The organism is Flavobacterium gossypii (assembly GCF_014138495.1).
In the GTDB taxonomy this organism is placed as follows: Bacteria; Bacteroidota; Bacteroidia; order Flavobacteriales; family Flavobacteriaceae; genus Flavobacterium; species Flavobacterium endophyticum.
The window spans coordinates 930,954-953,509 of sequence record NZ_JACJIS010000001.1 but is presented as its reverse complement, the minus strand read 5'-3'; the positions used below and the strand labels follow the sequence as shown (position 1 = coordinate 953,509).

Here is a 22,556-nt window from a genome sequence, read left to right as displayed (position 1 = left end):
AGAATGAAAGCATTAAAATATGCAGTAGCCTTTTGCGGGCTATCCGCTCTCTTTTTGTCGCCTGAAGCCAAAGCACAAGAACAACAGCCAGCACCAGAAAAAACAAAACATGAGTTTTGGCACGACAAAAAATTATATTTGAATGAAGACGGTTCTAATTATTTAAAATTTGCACTTCTTTCTCAAGTGTGGATCAGAAATCAAGTGTACAATCCCGGAACTACAATTTTTGATTCCCCAAAATCAGGCGGAACTGATATCGGCATCCGAAGATTCAGGATCCAAATGTATGGGCAAGTAGCAGATCGTGTTTTTATTTATGGACAAATCGGACAGAATAACTTCAATAATGTTTCTGACAGAAAGCAAGGATTTTTTATCCACGATGCGCTAGGAGAATATGAAATCGATAAAGAAAGATTGTCTTTAGGAGCTGGATTGTCTTCTTGGACAGGGTTGTCGCGGTTTTCTGCTTCTTCTGTAGGTTCCATTATGGGGATTGATATACCTTTATTTTTAGAGTCGACAAACGACGTGACAGATCAATTTGTAAGAAAGCTTTCGTTTTATGCCAAAGGTAAGTTAGGGAAATTGGACTATCGTGTTGCATTTGCACAGCCATTAGCCATACAGAAAAGTTCTAGTTATGTTGCGGCAATAAGCGAAAGGTCAAATTTTTCTCCAAAACCGCCACAGATGCAATACAATGGTTATTTTCAATATCAATTTAAGGATCAAGAATCCAATCTGACGCCCTATGCTACAGGAAGTTATCTAGGTAAAAAGAAAGTGCTGAATATTGGAGCTGGAATCGTGTATCAGCAAGATGCGATGTGGCATAAGAATATTGCAAATGATACTATCCACACCGATATGCTTCACTTAGCGGCTGATATTTTTTATGATGCGCCAATAGGTTCAAGAGGCGAGGCGATTAGTTTTTACGGAAATTTCACGCACTATGATTTTGGGACGAATTATATCCGAAATGCAGCTCCTATGAATCCGGCGAACGGAAGCAATGATTCTAGTATTTTAAACGGAAGCGGCAACGGTTTCCCGGCTTATGGAACTGGAAATGTCCTATATGCTCAATTGGGCTACAAGCTCAAAGATAATTTAATCGGGACTACGACTTTGATGCCGTATGTTGCTATTCAGCATGCTCATTATGAAAGGCTAAATAAGGATATGAATTTTTATGATATTGGAGTAAACTGGCTGTTGAATGGTCAGACTTCAAAGTTCACTGTGTCCTACCAAAACCGACCGATATACAATACTTCAGGCAATCTGATGGATCATAAAGGAGCATTTATTGCTCAATATCAAGTTTCTATTTAACCTAGTTGGTTGGTTTTATAGCTGAAAATCCGGAACGCAAGCTCCGGATTTTCTTTTTATTCTAAATCAATTGTCCTGATTTCTGAAATTAATTTTCCATCGGCCGAAAACCCTTCAATAAGAAGTCTTGCTTTCTTTTGTCCGTATGTCGGAAATTTGAATGTAAAATTGTTCGTTTCGTTGGTAATAGTATTCGGAATCCAATCGATTAATCCGAAATTGCGAAATCCTGCACTTTCTGTGGATGTATATGAAATGTTTTTAAAAGCTTCATTTTTAGAGAATCCTTGCTTGACAATATAAGGTACCGCTTTGCTTTTTGAAGGCTCGGTGCTATCCATGATATTTTTCCTGTATATTTTTATCACGCCCATATTGCCTTTCATTGAAGGAACAATAGCATGCGGATTAAGGTATATTTCATCGATTTCTGACATTCTTAGTCCTAATAGCATATCATTTGATAATAATTGTACGTCATCGACATATATTAATGCTGAAAGTTTTTGCGCACGAAAGGAGTTTCTTGTTCTAGACAGAATTTGAATAGTGCTAGCCATAACATCATTCACAAGCTCAAAACCATGTATCTGGATAAATTGCAAGAGATCCATCTGATTGTTTTTTTCTGTGAATTGGAATCCGATCAAGTGGCTATTTGCAAGCGAGGAACCTCGTTTTAATTTCTTTTTGACGGTTTTGTTTATTTCCACATCATCTAACGTAATCGAACCGATAGCAAATTCTGGCATTTCTATTGCAACTGACTCTGATTTTACTGGGCAAAATTTGTTTTTGATTTGCAGTGTTTTGTTAAAAGCTCTTCTTCCATTTACTAGCTGAGGATAAACTTTAAAGGACGTTGACCTGTTTTTTTCATCTATCAGATTGAAGTTTATGAATGCTGACTCCTCTAAGACTAGATTGTTGAAATAAAATTCGTTTTTCTCGTTGATAGTAGTAGACTCATTAATTCCGTATTGCAACGCAAGCATATTCACCTTGAAATTTTTAGGATTGCTTAAAGTTTGATTTACCGTTCCCTTGAGAGTCAATCCAAAATCAAAATCAAATTCCGTTTTCGGTGCCGAATTTTTGATGTCCTGCCATTTGTATTTGCTCGATTCTTGCGTTAGAAGCAATATGTCTAGTTCGTAAGCTTTTTTCGGCGTTATTTCGTTAAAATAATATTTAGAATAAGCAGACTTCTCATTAAAATAAGGGTTTAACAAAAAGTCGCCGTAGATATCATTTTCTTCATCAATGGCAAGCGATTCTTGAGGAAGTACAGAAATGCTAATATTTGTATTTATAAAATTAAATCTGCTTTTGATTACTGCGGTATCTTTTTCTTTTTTGACGCTTTCAAAATCTAACTTAAGATTTTCTTTCGGATATTTGAACACCAGTCTTTCTGCAATCTGATTGTTTTCTGAATCAATTATTCTGATTGTATTGACGCCAGGAAAAAGAATGTCGTTCGTAAATGCAATAGTCTGTTCTAGATTTTTATTCTTGAAGTCCACATCAAAAATAGCCGATTTGTCATCTTGATGCACGACCATAAGTACGGGTTTGCCGATATAGTTTTCAACGCTGGCTGCATTAGTCCTGATTTTTATGATGGTCTTGTCTTTAAGAGCATAACTATTGGCATCTAAGGAGATTCCTTTAGGATTTGCTGCAGGAATGATTCCTTCAATTTTTTTGTCGTCAATAACAAATCGTACTTTGTATGTTTTTAGATCAGGTACCAATTCAAATTTTCCTAAACCAAATTTATTAAGGCTTATTTTTTGTAGAATTTGGCCAGTTGGGCTTACTAATTCACCTTCAGAGATTGATAAAATATTGCCATTACAGTCTCTAACTTTGATGCCAATATTGTTTTTTATGCCTTCTATTATACTGCCGCCTTCGGGATAAAAAGTGATATTTACCTGAGAATAATCGGCTATGTCTCTACTATAGGAAGAATCATTTTTATTAATGATATTGATCTTATAGATTGAGGATTCATCTTCTTTGAAATTTTTCATCCAGTTTGTGAAGACATGCACATAATATTTTCCAGACGGGAGCTCGTCATCTAGTTCGAAATTCCCAATGAAACTTCCGTTTTTGGAATAAAAAAGCTTGTCTTCGATTTTGTCTCCCTTTTCATTATAAAGAGAGGCATTTACGTTTGTTGTAGTAAAAAAAGGAGCGCTTTTTTTTCGATGGTACACATAGCCTTTCATCCAGATTTTTTCTCCTGTAAAAAAAGTAGTTTTGCTAAAATGGAGGTGAATATTTTCTCGCTCTAGAAAGAAATAATCTTCAATTTTTTTTGAAATAGAATCTTTTTGAGGACTAGTTTCCTGAGAATAAGAAACAGATATGGCTAATGAAAAAAACAATACTATATAGAGGCGAAGAAATGTGTGTTGCATAATAAGTAATATAATTTATTGCAATATATATATAAAATCGTACATTTTGTTAATTATATAAAAATAAAAAAGGACGTTCAATTGAACGTCCTCTAAAATAAAATTTATGAAAATGAGTCTTACATCATTCCTGGCATACCGCCGCCCATTGGGCTTCCACCTGCATTTTCTTCTTTGATTTCTACCAAAGCACATTCTGTAGTCAGAATCATTCCTGCCACAGAAGCTGCATTTTCTAAAGCAACACGAGTTACTTTTTTAGGGTCGATGATTCCGGCTTTTAGCATGTCAACATATTCGTCTGTTTTAGCATTATAACCAAAATCTCCAGAACCTTCGGCAACTTTAGCCACCACAACAGAACCTTCAAGACCTGCATTTTCTACAATTGTTCTCAATGGAGATTCTACTGCACGAGAAACGATTTGGATTCCAGTAGCCTCATCTGCATTGTCTGCTTTGATGTCTTTCAATACGTTTTTAGCTCTCAAAAGAGCAACGCCACCACCAGCAACGATTCCTTCTTCAACAGCAGCACGAGTCGCATGCAAAGCATCGTCAACTCTGTCTTTTTTCTCTTTCATCTCTACTTCTGAAGCGGCTCCAACATAAAGAACAGCAACACCGCCAGCTAATTTAGCCAAACGCTCTTGCAATTTTTCTCTGTCGTAATCAGAAGTTGTAGTTTCCATCTGACCTTTGATTTGGTTCACGCGATTTTTGATCAAATCGATTTCGCCAGCACCGCTAACCAATGTCGTATTGTCTTTATTGATAGTCACTCTTTTTGCTGTTCCAAGCATTTCAAGCGTTGCGTTTTCTAAAGTATATCCTTGCTCTTCAGCAATTACAGTACCGCCTGTCAAGATTGCTATGTCTTCTAATAACGCTTTTCTTCTGTCTCCAAAACCTGGAGCTTTCACGGCAGCAATTTTCAAAGCACCTCTTAATTTGTTTACCACTAAAGTTGATAAAGCTTCTCCGTCAACATCTTCAGCAATAATCAACAATGGTTTTCCTGATTGTGCTACTGGTTCCAAAATTGGAAGTAGTTCCTTCAATGAAGAAACTTTTTTATCGTATAATAAGATATAAGGGTTTTCTAATTCCGCTTCCATTTTCTCAGAATTGGTAACGAAATAAGGAGAAAGATAACCTCTGTCAAACTGCATTCCTTCTACAACATCAACATACGTATCAGTTCCTTTTGCTTCTTCAACCGTAATTACACCTTCTTTTCCAACTTTTCCAAATGCTGTAGCAATCAACTCTCCGATTACGTCATCGTTATTTGCTGAAATAGAAGCTACTTGTTTGATTTTGTCCGTGTTTGTTCCAACTTCTGTAGCTTGTTTTGCTAAGTCGGCAACGATAGCTTCTACCGCTTTATCGATACCTCTTTTCAAGTCCATCGGATTTGCACCTGCAGCCACGTTTTTCAAGCCTTCTTTTACGATAGCCTGAGCTAAAACAGTTGCAGTTGTAGTTCCGTCACCCGCTAAATCGTTGGTTTTTGAAGCGACTTCTTTTACCATTTGCGCTCCCATGTTTTCTAGTGTATCCTGAAGCTCGATTTCTTTTGCTACAGAAACACCATCTTTTGTAACTGTTGGTCCACCGAAAGATTTTCCAATAATTACGTTACGACCTTTTGGTCCTAAAGTTACTTTTACTGCATTAGCTAATGCATCAACACCACGTTTTAAACCGTCACGTGCTTCAATATCAAATTTTATTTCTTTTGCCATTTTTTTATTTGCTTTAGGCTTTAAGCTTTATGCTTTAGGCCGTTGGTGAAATTAACTTTTGTTTTAAATTGTAAATTTTGCTTTTTATACTATTGATTTTTTCTAGAAGATTTTCCGCAATTTCATTATTGATATATTGCAAATCTCTAGATAAGATCAAAAGATATTCAGTTTCATTTGCTGATCCTAATGCTATATTGAGAAATTGATTGAATTCTTTATCGCTATTTCTACCACAGCCTTCACTAATGTTCGTTGGAATAGAAGAGGAAGCTCTACGAATTTGGCTTGTCAAGTTGTAAATTTCTTCTTTCGGAAAATGAGAAGTGATCTTATAAACTTCTAAGGTGAAAGAATGGCTTGATTGCCAAATGTCGTATTTTCTAAAATCTCTCATTGTTTTCGGCTTATATTGTATTCTAAAAATAGCTTAAGGCATAAAGCCAATAGCATAAGGCTATTATATTATCGCAAGAATGTCGTCTTCTCTCATAATCAAGTAATCTTTTCCTTCCAATTTTAGTTCTGTTCCTGCATATTTTCCATAAAGGACAGAATCGCCAACTTTTACAGTCATATCGTGGTCTTTTGTTCCGTTTCCTACAGCTACAACGGTTCCTTTTTGAGGTTTTTCTTTTGCTGTGTCAGGAATAAAAATTCCAGATGCAGTTTTTGTTTCTGCTGCAACCGGTTCAACCAATACACGGTCTGAAAGAGGTTTAATGTTTAAAGCCATAATTATAAAATTTATATTTATATGTGTTTTTAAAGTTTTCTTCTAGTAGTCAGAAATTATGCCAATCGCTATTTATGCCATTTTGATCAAAAAAAAATGCCAACACGTCAGATGTTGGCATTTTGAATCTATTTTCAAAAGAAATTATTTTGCTGTGTCTTGTGCTGCAGGCTGTGCTGTTGTAGCTGCAGGAGCTTCAGTCGCAGGTGTTTTTGCTGCAGGAGCTGTTTTTGGAGCTGGAGCAGCATTTTGGTCGATTGTTTTTAATGAACTGTCACCAAAAGTTCCTGTAAAGCTTAAGCTTGATAATAAAATCAAAACGATTAGCAAAGTTGCCAACGTCCAAGTACTTTTATCTAGGAAATCTGTAGTTTTTTGAACTCCGCCCATTTGTCCGCCGCCACCTAGTGTAGATGACAAACCGCCACCTTTAGGGTTTTGTACCATAATAACTACGATTAGTAGAAAGCAAACGATTGTGATTAAAACCAAAAAAATTGTAAATGTGCTCATTGTTTAATTATTGTTATTTTGTTGTAATGTCTTAATATCCAAAATTCGGTCTGCAAAGAAATGACTTTTTTCTGGATATTTCAAAATTAATATTTCATAAGCTTGAATTGCTTTCTGATATTTTTTCTGTTCGAGATAAACCTTAGCCAAAGTTTCGGTCATCAGGTAGGAATTATCTTGTGAATTTCGCTCCGAAACCAATGAAATAGGAGAGGTGTTCTTGACAGGAGAAATTTTCGGATTTGCCTCGATAAATTTGTCGATAATTTCTAATTTCTTCTTTTTCTCTTGATCGATTTCTGAAACTTCTTCTGGTTTTTCTGTAGCAGCAGTTATTTCTTCTCTTTCAATAGGCTTGAAACTTGACAGCTGGAGCCACTCTTGGAAAGAATGTTTTTCTTCCTTTGAAAAATCTAGCGGTTTTCCTATTTCTAGTTTTTCTTCGATTGTTTCTGCTGGAATTTCTATTCCCGTTTTTAATTCTTCTTGCTGGGTTTCAAGGATATTTTCTTCTTCGCGTTGCGGCTGAGAGGCAGCGGCTTCGCGAATAGAGGCAAGCATCGATTGTTCTAGCGGGTCGATTTTTGCGATCGGTTCTTCTATTTCAATTTCTGGACGAAGAATCTCAATTTCATTCACCTTGATTTCATTAATGCGAGCTTCTTTTTCTTCAAAAAAGGCTTTATTGATAGCCATGAAATTTTCAGAAGTGATAAATTCGAATAAGACACTTCTGTCAGTTGTATGAGCAGCAGTGACTTTTAGTTCTCCGTTGTATTTAAAACTGTCTTGATTGTACAATCCTTTTAGGCGTAATGCTCGAGCGCTTTGGAAATAGGGAAATTCTTCCACTATTTTTTCCAAAGCAAATACCTGCCGTTCACTGACAGCATTTGGGTTGCTCAATAAAGATGTAAATTCCGTTAGGTTCAATTTTTAAATTTTTAGAAACGGTTTTTGCTTACCATTTTGCTAAAGACGCATTGAATATGTCTTGTGTAATTCTTTCAAAAATCACATCCAAGGCGGTTGTCAGCTGCGATCCAACTAGCTGGTTGGTTCCTGGGTAATCATAGAAGAAAGAAAATCGTTTTTCAAAATCGTCTTCTTCTTTATTTTTATTGGTGAAACGCACCATTACAGAAATTGTTAATCTGTTTTGGGCCGCTTTTTGATCTGCTGTTGCGGTCATCGGTGAAACTCTATAATCTACAATTTCGCCTTCATAAACTAGATCACCGCCTGAATTTGTCAAGCTGAGGTTGGTCTGATTTTGAATAAGATTTTGTAATGCTTGCGTAAAAGTACGTTCTATTCCAGGTTCGATAAGCTCTGCATTGTTCTGGAAATAATTTACTTGGAAGGTTTTGGCGTCAATTTTTCCAGTCCCTGTAAAATTATATACCGAACAGCTATTGAAGGCAAAAAACAAGACCGGAAGAATTATATATTTAATGTATTTCATAATTTATTTTGTCAAATATAGCAGTTTTTACAAATCGAACTGTTTGATTTTTCTATATAACGTCCTTTCTGAAATCCCAAGTTCGTCAGCCGCTGCTTTTCTTTTTCCTTTGTTTTTTTCTAAAGATTTTTTGATAAGCTCGATTTCTTTTTCTTCTAGTTTTAAGATTTCTTCTTCTTCGACGGTTTCTGCAAATGTAAAGTTGTCGTCGTTTTCTTCAAAATGTTCTTCAGCTTTAGGCTTGGTAATCAGCGCTACACTAGGCTGTTCTTCAAAAGAAATTTCGCTGTCAGACGGATTGCTTCCGTAAATTTTCTGAATCAGATTCTTGTTGTTTTCCTGAACTTTAGCATTGCCGTTCTGCATTAATTCTAAGGTCAGCTTTTTTAAATCGTTAAGGTCGCTTTTCATGTCAAAAAGCACTTTGTACAGAATTTCTCTTTCGTTGCTGAAATCGCTTTCACTTTTTTTGTCTTTTATCACTGAGGGAAGCTGGCTTCCTTCGGCCGGAAGATACGATTGCAAGGTTGCGGCAGAAATATCTCTATTGGTTTCCAAAACCGAAATCTGTTCTGCCACGTTTCGAAGCTGTCGGATATTTCCGCTCCAGCGGAATTGCAACAAGAAATGAACTGCATTGTCGTCTAGCTTGATCGGAGGCATTTTGTATTTATGGGCAAAATCAGAAGCAAATTTTCTGAATAACAAGTGGATGTCGTCTTTTCTTTCTCTTAATGGAGGAAGCGTGATATCGACAGTACTCAGCCTATAATAAAGATCTTCCCTGAATTTTCCTTTTTCAATCGCATCGAACATGTTGACGTTGGTGGCAGCTACAATTCGGACATCGGTTTTTTGGACTTGAGAAGAGCCTACTTTTATGAATTCGCCGTTTTCTAGCACACGAAGCAATCGAACTTGTGTTGTTAAAGGCAATTCTCCGACTTCATCCAAAAAAATGGTCCCGCCATCAGCTACTTCAAAATAACCTTCACGGGTAGATGTCGCTCCCGTAAATGCCCCTTTTTCATGTCCGAATAGTTCACTGTCAATGGTTCCTTCTGGAATGGCGCCGCAGTTTACGGCAATATATTTTCCGTGCTTTCTGTGTGAAAGGGAGTGGATTATTTTTGGGATGCTTTCTTTTCCGACACCGCTTTCTCCTGCAACTAAAACAGAAATGTCTGTCGGGGCAACTTGAATTGCTTTTTCTATCGCACGATTGAGTTTCGGATCATTTCCGATGATTTCAAATCGTTGTTTTATGGCTTGAACTGATTCCATTTAAATTATTTTAAATGATGAATTTTATATTTTTAATTCATGTCGCTATATCCCACGGCTTCACCAATCAAGGTGCCGCTCGTACAGCTGTTGATTTTTACATTTACGAAATCACCGATTTTATAGTTTTCTCTTGGAAAAACTACGGTAATGCTTTGTGAATTCCTTCCTGAAAATTGCTCTTCGGATTTTTTAGATGTTTTTTCGATTAAAACTTCCACTGTTTTTCCAACAAATTCTTGAGTCCTGAAAGCACTGTGTTTTCTTTGAAGATCAACGATTTCCTGAAGCCTTCTCATTTTTGTTTCTTCGGGTACATCATCTTCCATTTTTCTTCCTGCGAGTGTCCCTGGACGTTCCGAATACGCATACATATATCCGAAACTATATTGTACATATTCCATCAGGCTTAACGTATCTTGATGGTCTTGTTCGGTTTCTGTAGGAAATCCAGAAATCATGTCTTGGGTTATGCTACAGCCTGGTATTGTTTTTCTGATAGTGTCAATCAATCTGAAATATTCTTCTCTTGTATGAAGACGGTTCATCGCGGCCAAAATCCTGTCGCTTCCTGATTGTACCGGCAAATGGATATGCTTGCAAATATTTGGATACTTGGCAATTATATGCAAAGCGCTTTCGTGCATGTCTTGTGGGTTCGATGTTGAAAAACGGATTCGCATTTTTGGAAAACCTAACGCCACCATTTCTAATAGCTGGGCAAAATCTACGGCTGTTGCTTTTTGGAATTCGCTGGCTTTTTCAAAATCTTTTTTCAGCCCTCCGCCATACCACAAATAACTATCAACATTTTGCCCTAAAAGCGTAATTTCTTTGAAGCCTTTATTTGACAAATCAGTGATTTCTTCCATGATGCTTTGAGGTTCACGGCTTCTTTCGCGGCCGCGTGTAAAAGGAACTACGCAGAAAGTACACATGTTGTCGCATCCACGTGTTATGGAAACAAACGCCGTAACACCATTGCTTTGCAGGCGTACAGGAGAAATATCGCCATAGGTTTCGTCTTTGGAAAGAATAACGTTGATGGCATCATTTCCAGCCTCTACTTCTTGCAATAGGTTTGGCAAATCTTTGTAGGCATCTGGACCAACAACCAAATCCACAATTTTTTCTTCTTCAAGGAACTGGCTTTTTAGGCGTTCTGCCATACAGCCCAACACGCCGACTTTCATCTTTGGATTGACGGTGCGTTTTACGGCATTGTATTTTTCGAGTCTTTTGCGTACGGTTTGTTCTGCTTTATCTCGGATAGAGCAAGTGTTTACTAAAACCAAATCGGCTTCTTCTAAAATTTGGGTAGTATTAAAGCCATTTTCTGAAAGAATGGAAGCGACAATTTCACTATCTGAGAAATTCATCGCACAGCCATAACTTTCGATAAAAAGTTTTTTTGTGTTTTCCGTTTTATGTTCTAAAACAAGACTTTCGCCCTGTTTGCTTTCTTCTATTGTCTTTTCCATAGTCTCCCAAAGAGGAATTTAATCAGTTTGCAAAGATACAATTATTTGAAGCAATATGACAAGATGTCAGACTTAGATTTAACAATGTTTTTGGAATCTTTTCTTGCTATTTGTCAGGATCTTTTGAATAAGTCTCTGAATTGATAGAGCAACCTCTCAATTAGCCTCAAATCTTGGGTTACAATGTCGGCAGTTCCGCTCATTTCTTGCTGGAAAGCAATTTTTTTCTGATAGGAAGTTTCCAGCTTGTTAGGCAAGGAAACATCGATAAGCAAGTTGCCGTCTTTGTCAGGAGTTAGTGAAATGGATTGAATTTTTCCTCTGATGACTCCAAATTCTCTATCGGGATAATTTGCCAAGCGGATATTTACGTTTTGCCCGACTTTGATTTTTCCTGAATTTTGAGCTTTGGCTTTGATTTTTCCGATATAATTGTCAACTTCTTTTGGAATGATCGAGAAAACATTATCGCCCGCCGTGATGGTTTGGTTTTCGGTCCATATTTGCATGAAAGAAACTTCGCCTGCGATTGAAGATCGGAGTACATACGCCAATTCCCAGTCGGCAATTGCTTTTTTCAGCTGGTTGTAGGATTGTATGGCATTTCGGAAAAGGCTCACATCGTCTTTAGTCTCGTTGATTTTTGTCGACTTGCTGCTTTTGTTTAGGTCGTTTAAAGAAGATTTCATCTGTGAAATGGAAGAGCTTAGGCTTCTTAATTCTTTTTCGGTTTGAAGATAATTCAAGCTTTTGGTTTCCCATTCTTGAGTAGAAATGATGCCTTTTTCGTGTAGTTTTTTATAACGCTCAAGTTCTTTTTTCTTGAGCTGTATTTCGGTTTCGCTTATTTGCTTTTGTTGCTGTAACAGGTTCAGTCTTTCCTTGATTTCGATTACTTCATAGCTTTGCGCAGCACCTTCCACTTTATAAGGCTGCAGGTCGCGATTAAGGCTGTAAGCAATGAAATCTTTTTCAAATAGGGCGAAAGGGCCTTCGATTTCTCCTAATTGCATGGTAGGAAGCGCTTCAAAAGGAAATTTGATGAAGTTTTTATCAATTTTTAAAGTGTCGATTATACTTTTGAGCTTGAAAACGTCTTCATATCTTGCCGAATTTTCAATAACGGCCAATGCTGTATTTTCAGAAACATTTTCTCTATTCTTGACAAAAATCTTTTCAATCCTTCCCGAACTTTTGGTAATGAGTTTTTGCGGCGGAATCTGTGTAGTTATGGTGATTTCTGTCGTAACTATATCTGGATATTTTATAATCCATGACATGAGAAATAGGGACAAAAGCACAGTTAATACGACTACATTTCCCCATCGGATCATCCAATGCGGCACTTTCGTCAAAATATCTTGAACTTCTTCGCTTCTTAGCTCTATGTGTTTGTTATCTGGCATATTATTTTCCGAGTTGCAGTTGGTTCTTGACAAGCTGGTAATAGCTTCCTTTTAGTTTTACTAGTGCTTCATGATTGCCCTGCTCGATAATTTTTCCGTTATCGAGTACTACGATTTGGTCGGCGTTCATGACGGTGCTCAAACGGTGTGCAATAACAACGACTGTCTTGTTTTTAAAGAAAACGTCCAATTTTTCCATGATTTCCTTTTCGTTATTGGCATCAAGGGCTGACGTAGCTTCGTCAAAAAACAGCATTTCAGGATTTTTATAGACAGCTCTTGCTATCAAAAGGCGCTGTTTCTGTCCGGTGCTCATCCCGATGCCTTCCATTCCGATTTTCGTATTGTATCCCAAAGGTAATCCAGAAATATATTCTTTGATGTTTGCCACATCAGCGGCATAGACAAGGCGGTCTTTGTCAATAATGTCTGCTCCAATGGCGATATTATTTGCAATGGTATCGTTGAAAATATAGCCTTCTTGCATGACAGCTCCGATATTTGCTCTCCATGTTTTCTGGGCAATATTTTTAAGCAAGGTATTTCCGATAGAAATTTCTCCTTTATTGCTTTCGTAAAATTTCAACAACAATTTCATAAGTGTTGTTTTGCCACTTCCGCTGGTGCCGACAATGGCCGTCACTTTATTTGCGGGAATGATAAGGTTAAGGTCTTCAAGGACCAGTACATCCGAACCGACATACCTGAAACTTACGTCTTTTAATACGATATCCGAATCTAGAGGGAAATCGTGTGTCTGATTTTCTTCCTGCTGGCTTTCGTCTTCTTTCTCATGAATTTCAGACAGTCGTGATAGCGATATTTTAGCGTCTTGCACCTCACGAATAAACCCGATCAATTGCGTGATAGGCCCATCTAAGCTTCCGACGATACTTGTAATTGCCATCATCATACCTAGTGTCAGTTCGCCGTCGATTACCAACTTGGCTGACAAGAAAATGATGAAAATGTTTTTAAGTTGGTTGATAGTCGACGATCCAATATTTTGGGTCTGCTCGAGTATCAATCCTTTCATGGAAACTTTGAAAAGACGAGCCTGAATGTATTCCCAGCCCCAACGTTTTTGTTTTTCGGCATTGTGAAGCTTGATCTCCTGCATGCCATTGATAAGCTCGATGACTTTGCTTTGTTCTTGGCTTACTTCGGAAAAGCGTTTGTAATCTAAGGCTTCTCTTCGTTTAAGAAATAAGATGATCCAAAGGAAATAAAGCAAGCTTCCTGCAAAAAAGACAAGAAATATTTTCAGGTTATAATAGGCTAGGACGCCTCCCATGATAATCATATTGATCATAGAAAACAGCACATCTAGCGAAGAAGTCGTAAGTATCCTCTCGATTCTGTGATGGTCGTTGATGCGTTGCATGATATCTCCTGTCATTCGCACATCAAAAAAGGAAATTGGGAGATTCATAAGCTTGATAAAGAAATCCGAAATCAGCGAAATGTTGATTCTTACTGAAAGATGGAGTAATATCCAGCTTCTGATAAGTTCGAGAGCAGTTTTTCCTACAAACAGAAATAATTGGGCGAAAAGAATTAAGTATACGAAATGAATATTCTGATTCTGTATCCCAATATCTACAATACTTTGCGTAAGAAATGGAAAAATCAGTTGCAGTAAGCTGCTCGCTAAAAGCCCGATACTTAGCTGTATGATAAAAGATTTGTACCGCAGTATGTATCTGGTAAGCAATCCAAAACCAAAAACATTCTTGGTGTCTTTCTCAAATTCGTTCTGGTAGAATTTTGGCGTCGTGTCAAAAAGAAGGGCAATGCCTTCTTCTGTGGCTTCGGTCGCATTGTTTCCGATCCATAATTTTAAGAATTCTTCTTTGCCGTATTGAAGTAGCCCAAAAGCAGGATCTGACACGTAATAAGTTCCTCTTTTAATTTTGTACAACACGATATAATGATTATTGTTCCAATGCAGGATACAAGGAAGCGGTGCTTCTTCCAGTTTTTCTAAGCTTAATTTTACACCTAATGTTCGGAATCCAATTTTTTCGGCTGCTTCGCTCAACGATAGCAGATTGCTTCCTTCGCGCGTGGTTTCGCTAAGGCTTCGTAGCTTTTGTATGTTGATGTTTTTGCCATGGTATTTGGCAATAATTTTTAAGCAGGTCGGGCCGCAGTCTTTTTGGTCTGCTTGTTTAAAAAATGGAAATTTCTGCATTAATTTTCAGAATATTAGTCAAATATATTTCTTATTTTTTTAGGATATGTAGCGTGGGATAAATTATTTACAAGATATACTTTTTTCTTAATAAATCATTATCTGTGCGAGTGTTTGTATTTAATTTGCAGAAAACCTTGATAAGACTGAAGTGACTCTATTGGGGTATTATTAGATATATGATATTAGATGTATGATAAAGAGGGAAGAGTAAACGAAAACCTACTTTTTGGAGAAAAACTTAAGATCGGTTTTATCCAATCTTAAGTTTTAATGATTAGGAATAATTATTGTCTTACCCAACGACCGCCAGGAACGCAAACATAGTGGCAGGTAGCCTGTTGCCAAGAACCATTGTTAGGTTGTACAGGACATCCATACAATGCTGCGCTATAATTGTCATAAGAGCAATTTTGCAGGATAGGACCAAGATCTCCTCCTACGGTGTCTTTTTGTTGTTGTTTGTCTAATTTTTGAACACCATTTAGATTTAAAATGTCTTTTAACATAAAAATAAAGATTAAAAATTGATTGGCTCAAGCATTTAAAGTCAGTTGAGGATCTGACTATCGTTGCAACAATATTTTTAGTACTTTGAATCTAGAATATAAAATAAGTAATATTTATCGTGTTAAATTACAATTAAAAAATGGATTACAAACTTATCTTGAATGAATTAACATAGTTATTTGTTTTTGGAAATCAGTATTTTAATTAATCGTGCCTATGCGCGTTTTGCGCCAGAGTATTGTTTCACTTTTCTAATGGCTTTTTTCTGATTTTTGGTCTTCTAGTTCAGACAGAAAATATTTTATCTCGTCAATTTCATATTCTCTAGGCAATAATTTATGGTCCATTATTTTTACAGGAGTATAATTAAATTCGTTTTTTACACACCACTGATATTGATTGTTTAGTTCTATTTCGGCTTCCGTGCTGATGGTTTGCTGTTTCCATTTTTTTAGCCAATTCTCAAGTCCCAGATTCAATACATGCCAGTCTTCGATAGCCTCAAGAATGTTGCTTCCGCTAAAATGGATCTCCAACAAATTCCTAGCGATTTCCAAATAAGGATTGTCCAAATTATCGATATTTAGATTGAAATAGACAGCCAATTTTACTTTTTCTGGATACATCTCGGCAAATTCTTTTCCTTTTTTATAAGCAGTATGGCAATGCCCGCAGCTAGGGCTGAGAAATAATCGCAAGGTCAAAGCTGCGTTAGGATTTCCTATACTGATTGGCTTTAATGCTATCAATTCATCCTGTTCTTTGACTTCTGAGGAAAGCAAATCAAATAGGCTGAAATTTCTCTTAAAGCGGAAAAGGTCTTTATTTCTATTGGCTAAATCTTTTCGCTCTTCCATGATTTTTTTTGTGTAGAACCAAATAGCTGTGCAGATTGCAGCTATAATAGAATATTGAATGACTGTAGTTAAATGGATATCTAAGAAATCCATATTGAGTGCGTATAATACCGACTGCCCAATAACCACAGAAGAAATAACCAAACAGAGAATGCACCATTTTTTGAGCGTGGCTTTTTGAAGGTAAATAGAATAGAGACAGACAGGCACAGACAAAATGCTAAGCAGTCCGATGGTTCCGAAAGAAGAATTGCCCAATGAAACTGCCATGAAATTTATAGAGAAGAATAAAATCGGCAGGTCTGTAAAGCTCAGCCATTTTGTAATCTGGCTATTTTTTGACTTTATGACCGAATCGCAAGAAGTATTCGCACTAAAGCTGCATATTTTGGATACGAGTTCGTTAGCTTCCTCATTCTTTTCTTGAAGTATAAAAATACTAACAAACAATCCGGCTAAGGACAAGGCTCGGAAAATCAAACCATAGATTTCGAAGCCATAAGCAAAAATTGAAACTAAAAAAATCAAAACTAATAAGCCAAACGAAATAGGCAGTATCAAATTCGATTTTTTGAGATCCGCTGCTTTTTCGTTTTTTTCGACCGCCAAGATCAAGCCATCCCACAAACCCCTGAATTCATCGATAGGAAGCGAGTGCTTTTCGTCGCTTTCTGTTTCATAGGTAATGATATCGCTGCTTTTGCTGACAAATACAAAACCTTCCATCGTCTCGCTTTTTACGGAAGCAATAAAGGAATCCGGCAGATTTTCAAGCTGATTTTTTGGCACATTAGCCGCCATGTTTTCAATTCCCAAAACATCTAAGGTGTCGGTTATTGAATACAAGCTTGGGTAATTCGGATGAGAAAGATGGAGGTCTTTAAATTCCTCCACTACATGGCCATGCCGATTGCGTTCTAGGTATTTTTTGAGGACTGAAATCACGCTATTTTTCTTTTTTTATTAAATTATTTTAGATTTTGAGTAGGAAAAATCTTGTCTTATATAGGTCTAAATTTATAAATAAGAAATGAAAGTCTGCTATCAAGTTGCAATGTTTAACAGAATAAAGAAAAAAATAAAAGATTGTTTAACGAATTAACTTAAAAAGCATTTCTTACAAAATGATTAAGAAATAGGTAGTGTAATAGGAATCGAAAAGCTTTTGATATTTATGCCTAAAATAATTATAAAGGGCTTTTTTGCGTAAATAAATGGTTTAAAATCAGTTATTTATTTTTTTTGAAATAGGTTTTTCTATGATGTGAATTTACTTTTAAATTTTTCTGAAACGCAATATTTAAAAAATTCATATACTTTTGCGACACAAACAAAAGCATTATGGCAAAGAATTTAGTGATCGTTGAGTCGCCTGCAAAGGCAAAAACCATAGAAAAATTTTTAGGAAGCGACTATCAAGTAGAATCCAGTTATGGACACATTGCAGACTTACCTTCCAAAGAAATAGGAGTAGATGTAGAAAACGGCTTTAAGCCAAAGTATGAAGTTTCTCCAGATAAAAAAGCGTTGGTTAAAAAGCTCAAAGATCTTTCTAAAAAAGCCGAAATGGTTTGGCTGGCGAGTGATGAGGACCGTGAAGGAGAAGCAATTTCGTGGCATTTGTCCGAAGAATTAAAGTTAGAGCCTGCCAAGACAAAAAGAATCGTTTTCCATGAAATTACAAAAACGGCCATACTAAAAGCGATTGACAATCCAAGAGGAATCAATTACGATTTGGTAAACGCGCAACAGGCGAGGAGAGTTTTAGACAGATTGGTGGGTTATGAACTTTCGCCGGTTTTATGGAGAAAAATTAAAGGAGGCCTTTCTGCCGGAAGAGTCCAGTCGGTTTCAGTAAGGCTGATTGTGGAAAGAGAAAGAGAAATCCAAAACTTTAAAGCAGTAGCTTCTTATTCTGTGGTTGCAGAATTTTCTAACGAAGCTGGAAAGACATTTAAAGCGAAACTTCCAAAAAACTTCAATACAAAAAAAGAAGCCGAAGATTTTTTAAGCAAAAATATCGGTTCTATATATAAGGTGTCGGATTTAGAAACCAAGCCTACGAAAAAAACACCAGCTGCGCCTTTTACGACTTCAACATTACAGCAAGAAGCAGCAAGAAAATTATACCTTCCGGTTGGAATCACGATGCAACTGGCGCAAAGATTATACGAAGCGGGACTTATTACTTATATGAGAACCGATAGCGTAAATCTTTCGAATGAAGCTATGAATGCGGCACAGGCAGAAATTATAAAATCATACGGGAAGGAATTCTCAAAACCTAGAACTTTTGCCAACAAGAGCAAAGGAGCGCAAGAAGCCCACGAAGCTATCCGTCCGACAGATATGTCTCGTCACACCGTGAATATCGACAGAGACCAGGCTCGTTTGTATGACTTGATTTGGAAAAGGACTCTGGCTTCTCAGATGAGCGATGCGGAATTGGAAAGAACCAATGTGAAAATTGAAGCTAACAATCACCAAGAATTATTTACGGCAACAGGAGAAGTCTTGCTTTTTGAAGGTTTCTTGAAAGTATATTTGGAAGGACATGATGATGAAGACGAAGAACAAGAAGGAATGTTGCCAGCATTGAAAGTGAATGAAAAGCTTCAAAATAATTATATCACGGCAACCGAACGTTATTCAAGACCGCCGGCGAGATATACCGAAGCTTCTTTGGTGAAAAAATTAGAAGAATTAGGAATCGGCCGTCCGTCGACGTATGCTCCGACAATTTCTACTATCATCAATAGAAATTATGTCGAGAAAGGAAATCTTGACGGACAAGAAAGAAATTATACACAATTGACTTTGAAGTCGGGGAAACTTGACGAGAAATTGCTTAAAGAAAACACAGGTTCCGATAAAGGAAAATTAGTTCCTACCGATATTGGTGTAATCGTAACAGACTTTTTGGTAAAAAATTTCGAACGAATATTAGACTATAACTTCACGGCAAAAGTCGAGCAAGATTTTGACGAAATTGCCGAAGGAAACGTGAACTGGGCTAAAATGATGCAAGAGTTCTACGACCAATTTCATCCTAATGTAAAAGACGTCGAGGCTAATGCAGAAAGAGAATCCGGAGAAAGAATTTTAGGGAAAGATCCAAAAACTGGAAAACCAGTAAGCGTTCGTTTGGGCAAATTTGGGCCGATGGCGCAGATTGGCGAGCCAGATGACGAAGATAAGCAATTTGCGAGCCTAATGGCAGACCAAAATATCGGAAATATCACTTTGGAAGAAGCACTGAATCTGTTCTTGCTTCCTAAAAACTTAGGAACGCACAAAGGAGAAGAAGTAGAGGTGAACAATGGGCGTTTTGGACCGTATGTTCGTTTCGGAAAAATGTTTATTTCCCTTCCAAAAGGAGAAGATCCGTTGGATGTTACTTTTGATCGTGCTAAAGAATTGATTGCCGAAAAAGAACAAGCCGATGCTCCGATCGGGACTTATAAAAATGAGCCGGTACAAAAAGGAGTCGGTCGTTTTGGTCCGTTTATCAAATGGAACGGAATGTTTATCAATGTCAGCAAAAAGTATAATTTCGACAACCTTTCACAATCTGATATTACAGAATTGATTGAAGACAAACTTCGGAAAGAAATTGACAAAGTCATTCACAATTGGGAAGAAGAAGGAATCCGAGTTGAAAAAGCACGCTGGGGACGTTCAGTTATCACCAAAGGAAAAATCAAGATTGAATTGAGCAAAGATGTTGATGCGACGAAATTGACGCTTGCTGATGTTCAAGAGATGATTGAGAAAAAAGCGCCTGCTAAGAAAACAGCAGCAAAGAAAGCTACGGCAACTAAAAAGCCAGCGGCTAAAAAAACTACAGTAAAAAAGAAATAATATATGGAATTTGATTTTCTATCGCCCTTAGATGATGAAATCCTGGAGTTTATAAACGGATTGTCTTCCCAAAATCTAGGGAGCAAGGTCGTGTTGCATACGAGTGAAGATTTTCCAGATTTGAGCAAAATCAGGCTGGCGATCATAGGCGTAAAAGAAAATCGCGGTGCCCATATTGAAATTGAAAATACTAAGCTATCCCATATCCGTAAAGAATTGTATGGGCTATTCCCTGGAAACTGGGAAGCATCAATTGCTGATTTAGGAAATATCTTGGCAGGTAACGAAGTAGAAGATACCTATTTCGCTCTTAAAAAAGTTGTTGCTTCATTGCTTAAAAATAAGATTATCCCGATAGTAATCGGAGGTTCCCAAGACCTGACGTATTCTTTGTATAGAGCGTACGATGAATTGGAGCAGATGGTGAATGTCGTTTCGATTGACAGCAAGTTTGATTTTGGAGCGGCCGACAAGCCTCTGTCTGCGAATTCCTATCTTACGAAGATGATTGTCGAAGAGCCGAATAATCTTTTTAACTACAGTAATCTAGGCTTCCAGACTTATTATAACTCTCAAGAAGAAATTGATTTGGTCGAAAAATTATTTTTCGATGCCTATCGTTTAGGCGAAGTTTCCAATACTATTTCGATTGCAGAACCCGTTTTTAGAGATGCAGATATTGTGAGCGTAGATTTAACATCCGTAAAATCTTCTGATTCCGGTAATTTTATTACTTTTACACCCAACGGTTTTAATGGTAAAGAGATATGTTCTTTATCAAGATATGCAGGAATAAGCGATAAAGTTTCAATATTTGGCATTTTTAATCATAATAATTCGAAGCAAGAAGCAGTCCTGATAGCACAAATCATATGGTATTTTATTGAAGGTTTCCATTATCGTTCGAATGAATATCCGTTCGGAAGTCGAGATAATTATTTAAAATACATTGTTCCTTTAGAAGATGAAGAATTGGTTTTCTTTAAAAGCCACAAAACAGAGCGTTGGTGGATAGAAATACCTTTTATTTCAAATGTTAATAATAAATTAAAAAGAAATACGTTATTACCTTGCACTTATGAGGATTATCTAGGTGCTTGTGCCAACGAAATCCCGGAAAGATGGTGGAAGGCACAAAGGAAAAACATAATATAACAGGCGAGCCTATATTTTTTTTAACACATCCTTAGACTAATGTTATACTTTATTTAAGGATTTTTAATAAAAAAATTGTTTTTTAGAAAAATAATAAATAGGTTTACGCCCTTAAAAAATAAGAATATATCATAACCCAAATTTATATGAAGAAGTTCATTGCATTAGCAGCATTAGCATCAGTATTGTCTAGCTGTGGTTCGAGCGATAAAGGGGAGTTAGTAGGTGTTAAAGGCAGAAAATGGCATCCAGAGAAACCGTATGGTATGACTCTGGTTCCAGGTGGTGCTTTTATCATGGGTAAATCAGATGATGATTTAGCCAACGTACAGGACGCTCCGACAAAAACTGTTACCGTTCGATCCTTTTATATGGATGAAACAGAAATTACGAACAGCGAATACAAGCAATTTGTGAATTGGGTAAAAGACTCAACAATCAGAATGCGTTTGGCTATCTTGGCAGAAGAGATGGGGCAGGCTAAAGGAAGCGGTGGTATCGGTGAATTTGCATTTGATGATACAGATCCAGCAACTATGTCTCCTTATGATAAATATATGTATGAGAACTACTATAGTTTAGGTACAGATGATGATCAATTTGCAGGAAGAAAGCTGAACAAAAAAGTAAAATTGATTACAGATCCTCAAAAATATCCAGATGAATATTATGTTGAGGTAATGGATTCAATGTACTTGCCAGCTGCTGAATCATACAATGGTTTAAGGACTATTGATGTTTCAAAATTAAAATTCCGTTATTCTGAAGCAAACCTAAACGAGGCTGTTAAGAAAAAAGGAAGAAAAGATTTCTACAAAAAAACAGAACCAATCGAAATTTATCCTGATACTACGGTATGGATTAAAGATTTTGCTTATTCATACAATGAGCCAATGCATAATGATTATTTCTGGCACCAAGCTTATGATGACTATCCTGTAGTTGGAGTTAGCTGGAAACAAGCGAAAGCTTTCTGTGCTTGGAGAACATTGTACAAAAATGCATTTATCAAAGCAAAGAAAAAAGGAAGAAACCAAATCAACTCTTTCCGACTTCCTACAGAAGCAGAATGGGAATACGCTGCCAGAGGTGGTCTAGAGTCAGGAACTTTCCCATGGGGTGGTCCTTATGCTAAAAATGACAGAGGTTGTTTCTTAGCAAACTTCAAGCCAAACAGAGGAGATTATGCAGCAGATGGGGCTTTATATACTGTAGAAGCAAAATCTTACGATCCTAACGATTATAACTTGTATAATATGTCAGGTAACGTAGCAGAGTGGACTAACTCTTCTTATGATGCATCATCATATGAGTATGTATCTACAATGAACCCTAACGTGCCGGATGCTAAAAACGAGCGTAAAGTAACTCGTGGAGGTTCTTGGAAAGATGTTGCTTATTTCTTGCAAGTAAGTACAAGAGATTTCGAGTATGCTGATTCAGCAAGAAGCTTTATCGGTTTCAGAACCGTACAAGATTACATGGGTGTTCAGAATACAGGAAACACACCAAAATAAGAATTTAACCAACTTTATATTATTTATATTTACTATTTACTTAACTAACTAAA

At 36.8% G+C, this 22,556-nt stretch carries 17 protein-coding genes; 4 read left to right on the top strand and 13 right to left on the bottom strand.

Annotation, left to right across the window (positions count from 1 at the left end; all coding sequences use genetic code 11):
- The first annotated feature begins 3 nt into the window (after positions 1-3).
- Positions 4-1,344: a hypothetical protein gene (locus GGR22_RS04535; RefSeq protein ID WP_182492731.1), complete on the top strand. Its 1,341-nt coding sequence runs from the start codon at positions 4-6 to the stop codon at positions 1,342-1,344.
- A gap of 56 nt (positions 1,345-1,400) precedes the next feature.
- On the opposite strand, the gene GGR22_RS04530 is transcribed toward GGR22_RS04535, so the two are convergent.
- The 13 genes from GGR22_RS04530 to GGR22_RS04470 form a co-directional block, all read right to left on the bottom strand.
- A complete protein-coding gene (locus GGR22_RS04530; RefSeq protein WP_182492730.1) occupies positions 1,401-3,776 on the bottom strand; it encodes a P-loop NTPase family protein in 2,376 nt (791 codons plus the stop codon).
- Positions 3,777-3,895: 119 nt separating this feature from the next.
- Positions 3,896-5,524, bottom strand: a complete 1,629-nt coding sequence (groL, locus tag GGR22_RS04525) for a chaperonin GroEL (protein ID WP_182492729.1) — start codon at positions 5,522-5,524, stop codon at positions 3,896-3,898.
- Between the two features lie 34 nt (positions 5,525-5,558).
- A complete protein-coding gene (locus GGR22_RS04520) occupies positions 5,559-5,921 on the bottom strand; it encodes a four helix bundle protein (protein ID WP_182492728.1) in 363 nt (120 codons plus the stop codon).
- Between the two features lie 63 nt (positions 5,922-5,984).
- Positions 5,985-6,260: a co-chaperone GroES gene (locus GGR22_RS04515; RefSeq protein ID WP_182492727.1), complete on the bottom strand. Its 276-nt coding sequence runs from the start codon at positions 6,258-6,260 to the stop codon at positions 5,985-5,987.
- 144 nt (positions 6,261-6,404) lie between these two features.
- Positions 6,405-6,773 (bottom strand): preprotein translocase subunit SecG, encoded by a 369-nt coding sequence (secG, locus tag GGR22_RS04510; protein ID WP_121375164.1) that lies wholly within the window; start codon positions 6,771-6,773, stop codon positions 6,405-6,407.
- Positions 6,774-6,776: 3 nt separating this feature from the next.
- Positions 6,777-7,706, bottom strand: coding sequence for a tetratricopeptide repeat protein (locus tag GGR22_RS04505; RefSeq protein WP_182492726.1), 930 nt, complete (start codon positions 7,704-7,706; stop codon positions 6,777-6,779).
- Between the two features lie 28 nt (positions 7,707-7,734).
- Positions 7,735-8,238: an LptE family protein gene (locus GGR22_RS04500; protein WP_121375162.1), complete on the bottom strand. Its 504-nt coding sequence runs from the start codon at positions 8,236-8,238 to the stop codon at positions 7,735-7,737.
- Between the two features lie 27 nt (positions 8,239-8,265).
- Positions 8,266-9,522: a sigma-54 interaction domain-containing protein gene (locus tag GGR22_RS04495; protein ID WP_182492725.1), complete on the bottom strand. Its 1,257-nt coding sequence runs from the start codon at positions 9,520-9,522 to the stop codon at positions 8,266-8,268.
- 32 nt (positions 9,523-9,554) lie between these two features.
- A complete protein-coding gene (gene miaB, locus GGR22_RS04490) occupies positions 9,555-11,003 on the bottom strand; it encodes a tRNA (N6-isopentenyl adenosine(37)-C2)-methylthiotransferase MiaB (protein WP_182492724.1) in 1,449 nt (482 codons plus the stop codon).
- Between the two features lie 113 nt (positions 11,004-11,116).
- On the bottom strand, positions 11,117-12,409 hold the full coding sequence (locus GGR22_RS04485; protein ID WP_182492723.1) for an HlyD family secretion protein: 1,293 nt from the start codon (positions 12,407-12,409) through the stop codon (positions 11,117-11,119).
- A gap of 1 nt (position 12,410) precedes the next feature.
- Positions 12,411-14,603, bottom strand: coding sequence for a peptidase domain-containing ABC transporter (locus tag GGR22_RS04480; RefSeq protein WP_182492722.1), 2,193 nt, complete (start codon positions 14,601-14,603; stop codon positions 12,411-12,413).
- A 287-nt stretch (positions 14,604-14,890) separates the two neighbouring features.
- The gene (locus GGR22_RS04475) at positions 14,891-15,112 is read right to left on the bottom strand and encodes a hypothetical protein (RefSeq protein WP_182492721.1); all 222 of its coding nucleotides are present in this window, start codon (positions 15,110-15,112) and stop codon (positions 14,891-14,893) included.
- A gap of 252 nt (positions 15,113-15,364) precedes the next feature.
- Positions 15,365-16,915: a vitamin K epoxide reductase family protein gene (locus GGR22_RS04470; protein WP_182492720.1), complete on the bottom strand. Its 1,551-nt coding sequence runs from the start codon at positions 16,913-16,915 to the stop codon at positions 15,365-15,367.
- Between the two features lie 396 nt (positions 16,916-17,311).
- Here GGR22_RS04470 and topA point away from each other — a divergent pair, with 396 nt between their 5' ends.
- From topA to porK, 3 genes are all read left to right on the top strand, one after another.
- Positions 17,312-19,831, top strand: coding sequence for a type I DNA topoisomerase (gene topA, locus GGR22_RS04465; protein WP_182492719.1), 2,520 nt, complete (start codon positions 17,312-17,314; stop codon positions 19,829-19,831).
- 3 nt (positions 19,832-19,834) lie between these two features.
- Positions 19,835-20,986, top strand: coding sequence for a formimidoylglutamase (locus GGR22_RS04460; protein ID WP_182492718.1), 1,152 nt, complete (start codon positions 19,835-19,837; stop codon positions 20,984-20,986).
- A gap of 146 nt (positions 20,987-21,132) precedes the next feature.
- Positions 21,133-22,503: a T9SS ring complex lipoprotein PorK/GldK gene (gene porK, locus GGR22_RS04455; RefSeq protein WP_121375153.1), complete on the top strand. Its 1,371-nt coding sequence runs from the start codon at positions 21,133-21,135 to the stop codon at positions 22,501-22,503.
- Positions 22,504-22,556: the final 53 nt, after the last annotated feature.